5 protein-coding genes and 1 pseudogene are annotated in these 7,192 nt (G+C 58.1%); all 6 read left to right on the top strand.

The genetic code is table 11. The features are described 5' to 3' along the window. Positions 1-76 precede the first annotated feature (76 nt). Positions 77-1,114, top strand: coding sequence for a glycosyltransferase family protein (locus tag H7F49_RS14185; RefSeq protein WP_185684229.1), 1,038 nt, complete (start codon positions 77-79; stop codon positions 1,112-1,114). Between the two features lie 80 nt (positions 1,115-1,194). Further along, the gene (locus H7F49_RS14190) at positions 1,195-2,619 is read left to right on the top strand and encodes an O-antigen ligase family protein (protein ID WP_185684230.1); all 1,425 of its coding nucleotides are present in this window, start codon (positions 1,195-1,197) and stop codon (positions 2,617-2,619) included. Positions 2,620-2,690: 71 nt separating this feature from the next. Continuing rightward, on the top strand, positions 2,691-4,073 hold the full coding sequence (locus tag H7F49_RS14195) for an oligosaccharide flippase family protein (protein WP_185684231.1): 1,383 nt from the start codon (positions 2,691-2,693) through the stop codon (positions 4,071-4,073). A 240-nt stretch (positions 4,074-4,313) separates the two neighbouring features. Beyond that, on the top strand, positions 4,314-5,795 hold the full coding sequence (locus H7F49_RS14200; RefSeq protein WP_185684232.1) for a TolC family outer membrane protein: 1,482 nt from the start codon (positions 4,314-4,316) through the stop codon (positions 5,793-5,795). A 53-nt stretch (positions 5,796-5,848) separates the two neighbouring features. Continuing rightward, on the top strand, positions 5,849-6,484 hold the full coding sequence (locus H7F49_RS14205) for a PEP-CTERM sorting domain-containing protein (protein WP_185684233.1): 636 nt from the start codon (positions 5,849-5,851) through the stop codon (positions 6,482-6,484). An 81-nt stretch (positions 6,485-6,565) separates the two neighbouring features. Next, positions 6,566-7,065, top strand: a pseudogene (locus tag H7F49_RS14210) (transposase); the annotation flags it as partial. Positions 7,066-7,192: the final 127 nt, after the last annotated feature.

Genomic DNA, 7,192 nt, shown 5'->3' on the forward strand with positions numbered 1-7,192 from the left:
AGACCAAGCACCGCAGGGCTGACCGGCCCGTGTCAGGCGGTTTCCGCGCACGCGAGCGCCAGCTGAAGAGATTTTTATGCGCGTTTTCTACTATGCGGTCACCAGCAATTTCGGTGATCACATGAATTCGTGGCTCTGGCCACGGCTTATCCCTGAACTTTTGGCGCAGAAGAGCAATGATGTTCTGATCGGTATTGGATCATTGATCCAGGCCGATGTGGGCAAGCTGCAGGGCAACAAGATCGTGTTCGGGACTGGGTCGGGTTACGGACCGATGCCGCTGCCGTCTGAGGTACGCGACTGGCGAGTCTATTGTGTTCGCGGCCCCTTGAGCGCCCGAATGCTCGGTTTGCCCGCGGAAAAGGCCGTGGTCGATGGTGCGTGGCTGGTGGATTCGCTGCCGGAATTCAGGTTTCGCGAGCGTGAGCGGCGGGGGACTGTTTTTGTCCCACATTGGACGACAGACCTTTATGCGAACTGGCGTCAACCGTGCCGAGAAGCTGGTATTCGGTATGTCAGCCCATTCCTTGATGGGGCAGCGGTTCTTGATTCCATTGCCGGGGCTGAGCTTGCCATCGTTGAATCCCTTCACGGCGCGATAATGGCAGACTATTATCGCGTGCCGTGGATTCCGGTAGCAACCGGTGAACGCGTGCTGTCCTTCAAGTGGCTTGACTTCTGTCTATCACTCGGACTGCGCTTCAGGCCGATCCATCTTCCGATCACCGACTCCATCGAGCGTGCGATTGTTCCTGCCCCAGAGGACGAATGGAGCAGCGGTGTTCGTTACATGCCAGAAGCTGTTGAAGCGGACTTTGCGGAGGTGCCCCGTGCAAGGCACACTCCAGTGTCTTGGCAGTACCGCATGAAGGTCAAGGCGAAGGCTTTGGCCAGACCCGCAAGGACCGGGGCATGGCGGGCTATAAATGCCTTGCGGGAGACCGCTCCGCTTCGTGCCGCGTTCCGACCGCGGAGCCAGGCACTGGCTGACCTTCTCCAGGCGATAGCCCAGGAACCCTCGTTGTTGAGTTCAGACAGCTTGAGAGAACGGAAACTCGAGCAACTGACCCAATGCCTTGAGCAGTTTCGATCCGATTTCGGAGTACGGTCCTAGTGCAAGATTTCTTGACCGGTTTGCTCTGCATGCATCGACGTAGGCCCAGGACTACGCCCTACTGGCGGGTTGATTGATCTATGAGTTACCGTCGTGCTCCAGCTGTTATTCGCCAAGGTAAGCTTGTCGTGCGCCGTTCGTCGGAAGATCCCGCGGCTGGGTCCGCAGCAGCATCGAATTCTGAGGTTCCGCCTCAATCTGCAGAGCTTCCTAAGCTAAGCCAGCGGCGTAAATTGGCTTTACTGCTTACAGTCCTTTTTACTGTTATCCCGTTTTCGTTAAAGATGGCATCACTTCGGCTGACCCCGATGATTATCATGTTGATTATCATGATAATTCCAATGACGTTTGGATGGCTAAGGCGTCGTTATGGCTCTATTGTTCTATCTGATTTACTGGTCGCCGGGTTTTCATTGTGGTCCGCCTTGGCGCTGATCGTAAATCATGGCAGCGCCGAAGCATACCAGCCAGCCGGAATCGCTTTCCTTTCCTCATTTGGCGCCTATCTGCTGGGGCGTGTTCTCGTTCGTGATCGGACGGCCTGGCACCGGCTGTCGACCATGATTTTCGTCACGCTAATCGTCCTGACGCCGTTTCTCGTCTTCGAGTCCATAACGGGCACCAAGCCTTTGCTGAAGTTGATGTCGCTTTTTGGCGGGGGCGTCCCCCCGGTCGAGATGAACCGGCGAATGGGTTTTGCGCGTGCGCAGGGATCTTTTGAGCATCCCATCTTGCTGGGAATCTTTGTGGCGAGCCTCATGTCAATCACAGCCTATTCTCTCGCGTTCAGCCTAAGGCGGATTGGCTTTGCAACCTCGATATTGCTTTCCTCAATTGGAGTGGTTTGCACGCTATCTACCGGGCCGCTTCTGTCATTAAATATTCAGTTTTTTCTTATGATTTACGCAAGAATATTCAAATTCTTTAAAAGTAGATGGAAGTTTTTGCTGATTTTTGTTTTTGTAATGTACTTCGTGTTAGATATTTTTACAACCCGCTCTCCATTTCACACTTTTGTCCACTATGCCACTTTTAGTAGCCAGTCGTCCTACAACCGTATTCTTATATGGCAATACGGAACCGAAAGTGTGCGCAACCATTTTTGGTTTGGAATTGGCCTAGGAGAATGGGAGCGCCCTCGCTTCATGAGCGGGAGCATGGACAATTTCTGGCTAGTGCAAGCCGTCCGATACGGTTTTCCAGCCTTTCTGATGTATGCAGGTGCATTCCTGGTTGGATTGACGCAGCTAGCAAAGGCAGATTTGCGCGATGAGCAACTCGACTTAATTCGCCAGGGCATGATCTTCAGCCTCGTCGGCACAATGGTTGCTGCGGTTAGCGTGCATCTCTGGAACGCAAGCTACATTTGGCTCAACTTCCTGCTGGGGGCCACGATCTGGTTGTTCACGGGGCAGCAGCCCGATGCCGCGAGAGTTGAGAACGAGCGACAGACCGGGTCCACACCGAGTCGCGGCAAACCGTCGAGATCACGTCGGCTCGCTTGACCTACTCCCCATTCGCGTTGAGTGCGCGCCAAGCATCTACCGCAATTGCGTTTTGTTGACAGGCCTTATCCATGACTATTGTTCGACAAGGCTCTCTGCTGTTCGCCAGCCAGATCGCTGATTCCGCCCTTACTCTCGGCCGAAATCTGCTGTTGGCACGTTTGCTGAGCGTCGAACAGTTCGGCATCGCCGCAAGTTTTTCGATCCTGATGATGCTCATAGATGTAACTCAGGGTGCTGGGCTTGATCGAATGCTAGTTCAGGCAAAGAGTGGAGAATTAGACAAAACACAAGCAACCCTGCAGACAGCACAACTTGTGATGGGGATCGGCTCCGGCCTGATCATTCTCGCGATCAGTTGGCCTTACTCGGTGGTGATGGGGACCCACGGTATGGTCGCGGCCTATCTGATCTTTTCTATGCTGCCTGTGCTCCGCTCGCTCCAGAACCTGGACATGTATCGGTTGCAAAGGGAAAACAAGTTTTGGCCCATGATCATCCGTTCCCTCTCAGCCCAGGTGGTCAGCCTTGCAAGCATCTGGCCGCTTCATTGGTGGTTTGGGGATTATCGTACGGCAATCGGGAGCATATTGATTTTCCATACTGTGGCGTTTGTGGCGAGCCACCTCGGCGCAGAGCGACCCATCCGCTTCGCCGCTGATCCTGAGGTACTCGCCCGCGCAAAGCGCTTTGGCGCTCCGATCCTACTCAACGGCGTTTTTCTTTTCTTCGTCATGAACGGCGATCGCATGGTGGTGTCCAATCGTTTCGGGCCCGAAATGCTCGGGGCGTTCAGTGCGGCCGCCTTGCTGGCTATGTCACCCACACTGGTGATGTCACGGGTGGTCCAGACGCTGTTTCTGCCCAGGATGTCACGCGCCCAGGATGATCAGGTTCGCTTGCAATGGCTCTTCAATGGCGCTGGGGACGGAACCATCCTGTTGGCCGTGTGTTTCACCCTGGGAACGGCCTTGGTGGGGGTACCGCTGCTATTGTTGCTGTTCGGCCCCAAGTATGCGGTAGCCGCCCCTTATCTTTTGCTCCTTGTCGTCATGCAGTCGATCCGATTTGTCCGGGCTGTGCCTGCGGTGGTCGCTATGGCGCGGGCAGAAACCCGTAATCCGCTTTATGCCAACATCGTGCGCGGGGCTTTTGTGCCCTTGGCTTTTCTTGCCACCGTATTCAGCCAAGACCTCTTTTGGCTGATCCTGACGGGGATCATGGGCGAGGTGGTGGCGGCATTCAGCTCGACGTATTTTGTCCGCAGAATGATCGGGCTCGATCTCCGGCATTTTCTTTGGACGCTGACTGCTGGGCTGGGCGTCATGGCCTCGTTGCTGGCAAACAGCCTTCTTGGGCTCGCCTGGGGATACTGCCTGATCCCCCTCGCGGTGTTCATGCTTCAAGTAAGAGGGCTCGGTACCGTGATACGGTCGGGGCGATTGTCCGCATGATGGCAATGCGGGAGCAAACTTTACCGGCCAGTTTACGAGTTTGTCTCGGACAAGGTTTTTGGGGGATTCTCTTCCGCCGTGTCCCCCAGTAAAGGGGCTGGGAATAGGCCACGCTGCGCCAATCGCACGCAGGCAGAAATTTTTGGCGCGTTAACCATTGTTGCTAACTTTTCAGCTATCACCTCACCCAATTCCGGTTCCTTGCGGACCACCTCTATCAACGGGATAGCCAGGCGGGTTATGACACGGGTCAAGATTTCCAAGCATCATGCGGTTTGTGCGCTTGCCCTCGCCCTTGCCGCTCAACCTGGCCTCGCCGAGACCCTCGAGGGGGCGCTGGTCAAGGCCTACCACAACAATCCAACGCTGACCGGAGCAAGGGCTACGCAACGTGCCGTTGACGAACAGGTTGCGGTTGAACTGAGCGCTGGGCGGCCACAAGTCAGTGCGGAAGCGTCTTTGCAGAACCGTGTGATCCGCAATCAGCCGTTGCTGACGCCGTCCCGCGTGGTGACCGTCAATGGTCAGATCAGCGTTCCGGTCTACACCGGGGGATCGGTACGCAATAGCATCAAGGCCGCGCGCACCCGTGCCGAGGGAGGCCAGGATAACCTGCGCGGCACCGAGGCCGGTGTCTACTCAGAAGTCGTTGCCGCCTACATGGATGTGATCCGGGACAGCGCCATAGTCTCGTTCAACAAGCAAAACGTATCGGCTCTCAAGGCCAACCTTCGTGCCAGCACACAGCGGTTCAAGGTCGGGGACCTTACCCGCACCGACGTCGCCCAATCGGAATCTCGCCTGGCGCTGGCCGAATCCCAGTTGCAGGACGCGGAAGCTCGGTTGATTGGCAGCAAGGAACGGTATGTCGAGCTGGTTGGGGAGGCCCCAGTGGCACTGCAGAAGCCGGCGCCCCTGACAGGCCTCCCTGCCAGCGTGGAAGATGCGGTGACAACGGCGATCGAGAAGAACCCGGACATTCTGGCAGCACGCAAGGTCCAGGCGGCCGCGCGGTTCGATGTCCGCTCGGCGCGTGGGCGGGTTGCCCCAAGGGTCTCAGGCGTGTTCGCCGCTAGCCGTGTCGACAATCTCAATACCCTGTCGTCGATCGCGATCTTGTCCGGATTCCAGAACCGCACGACCGATGCCTTCGCAGGGGTAAACGTGTCTGTCCCGATTTATCAGGGTGGACTGCCCGGGGCCTTGGCGCGCCAGGCAACCGACCGCGAGGCTGCTGCGACCGAGCGCACCACGGAAGTTGAACGCGGCGTGATTGCGCAAACACGGTCGGCATTTGCCAGCTGGCGGGCCTCACTTGCGTCGATCGAGTCCAACCGAAAGGCCGTGGATTCGGCTGTCCTGTCGCTGGAAAGTGTGAAGACGGAGAACAGGGCGGGCACCCGCACCATCCTTGATATCCTCAATGCCGAACAAGAGGCCCTGGTGGCGCGGACGCAGTTGGCCTCGGCCGAGCGCAATGCCTTCGTGGCCGCGTTCTCGCTGCTGGCGGCGATGGGGCAGGCTGAGGCCCGTGACCTGCGGCTGCCCCTGGACCGCTACTATGATTCGAATGCCCATTACCGCACAGTCGGATCCCGCTTGTTCGATTATGCCTTTGGCGACATTCCCGATCCCGTCGCCACACGCACCAACATGACGCAGCCGCAGTCGGCAGATGCCGAAGCGGACCCGGTTGGGTCCAAGCCTGATCCCAGACCGTAATTTATGGTTACCGAGTTTGTAGGCACCTTGGCAGGCGTGTATAGCCGTGGATTATGACCACCCCAGAAATTGACATTCGCGCCGAAGCTCGTTCCAGCCGCTGGCTATCGGTGCTGCTGATTCTGGTGACGACGATGCTGTCGATCGGCCTGGCCATTCAGCGGACGATGCTAACCGACGGCTTTGTACCGTCGGCGTTTGCAGCCAGCGCTGTACCTGCCTTGGGCGCCGGTCTGGCTGGGAACAACACGTCCGGCTCCAGTGGGTTGACCAGCCCCTTTCGCTTTACCGCCCCAGCCACGATCCGACGCAGCATTCCTGGTCGCGGTGGTTTGCTGAGCGGGGGGCTGCCCCCCGGGATCACCGAAACCGACCCGACTGTGGCCGCCTTGACCCCGGCTGCCGATGGTGGCGCTCCTGGGGTGCTGGCGGCCGGCGGTCCCGTTGGTTTGGCAGGGTCTCCCGGCCCGGGCGGAAGCGGGGCGTCGTCGGGTGGAAACACGGGCGGGACTGGGCCGTTGGGGGGATTGACACCTGGAACGCTTGGTGGCGGTGGAGGAGCGATCCTTCCCTCCGCCGCAGTCGTGCCGGAACCGGCCACCTGGCTGATGTTGTTCCTGGGGGTGTTCGTGCTGGCTTGGCGGCTTCGTGGCGCGCCCAGACGGCATCTGTTGCCCTTGTCAGTCTGATTGATCTGATCCCGGAAAACTGAATTGCTTTGAGTTAGAGTTTTTCGCCGTAATCTCCCTGGCTGGGAGGAGCGAAGGACGATGAAGGCATCGAGGTTTTCTGACGCCCAGAAGGCGTTCATTCTTAAGCAGGGAGCGGATGGCGTTCCGGTCGCGGACATATGCCGCAAGGCAGGCATCAGCTAGGCGACCTACTTCAACTGGAAGAAGAAATACGACGGCATGCTGCCGCCAGACATGCGCCGGTTGAAGCAGCTCGAGGACGAGAATTCAAAGCTGCGCAAGCTCGTGGCCGACCTGTCCCTGGACAAGGAGATGCTGCAGGACGTCATCCGCCGAAAACTGTGAGGCCTGCTCGCAAACGCGAGCTGGTGAACGGGGTTCGCAGTGACTGGGGCGTGTCGATCCGTCAGGCCTGCCGGGTTCTGGAGATGGACACTTCGACCTACCACTACAAATCCCGTCGCCGCGAGCAGGCCGGCATTGAAGCCCGCATCCGCGAGATCTGCGAGACGCGCGTCCGCTATGGCTATCGCCGCGTCCACGTTCTTCTCCGCCGTGAAGGCTGGGAGATCAACATGTGTCAATGCTGACCGAAGATTCCCCAGAAGTGCCGAGTTAAAGTTCCCCAGTTTGGGTTTTTGGTGATCAGCCGTTCCAGTGATCGTGGTGTCGCTCCTTTGGCGGCCTGCCGCGCCGCCTTGGCGG

Origin of the sequence: Novosphingobium aerophilum, assembly GCF_014230305.1 — a bacterium.
In the GTDB taxonomy this organism is placed as follows: domain Bacteria; phylum Pseudomonadota; class Alphaproteobacteria; order Sphingomonadales; family Sphingomonadaceae; genus Novosphingobium; species Novosphingobium aerophilum.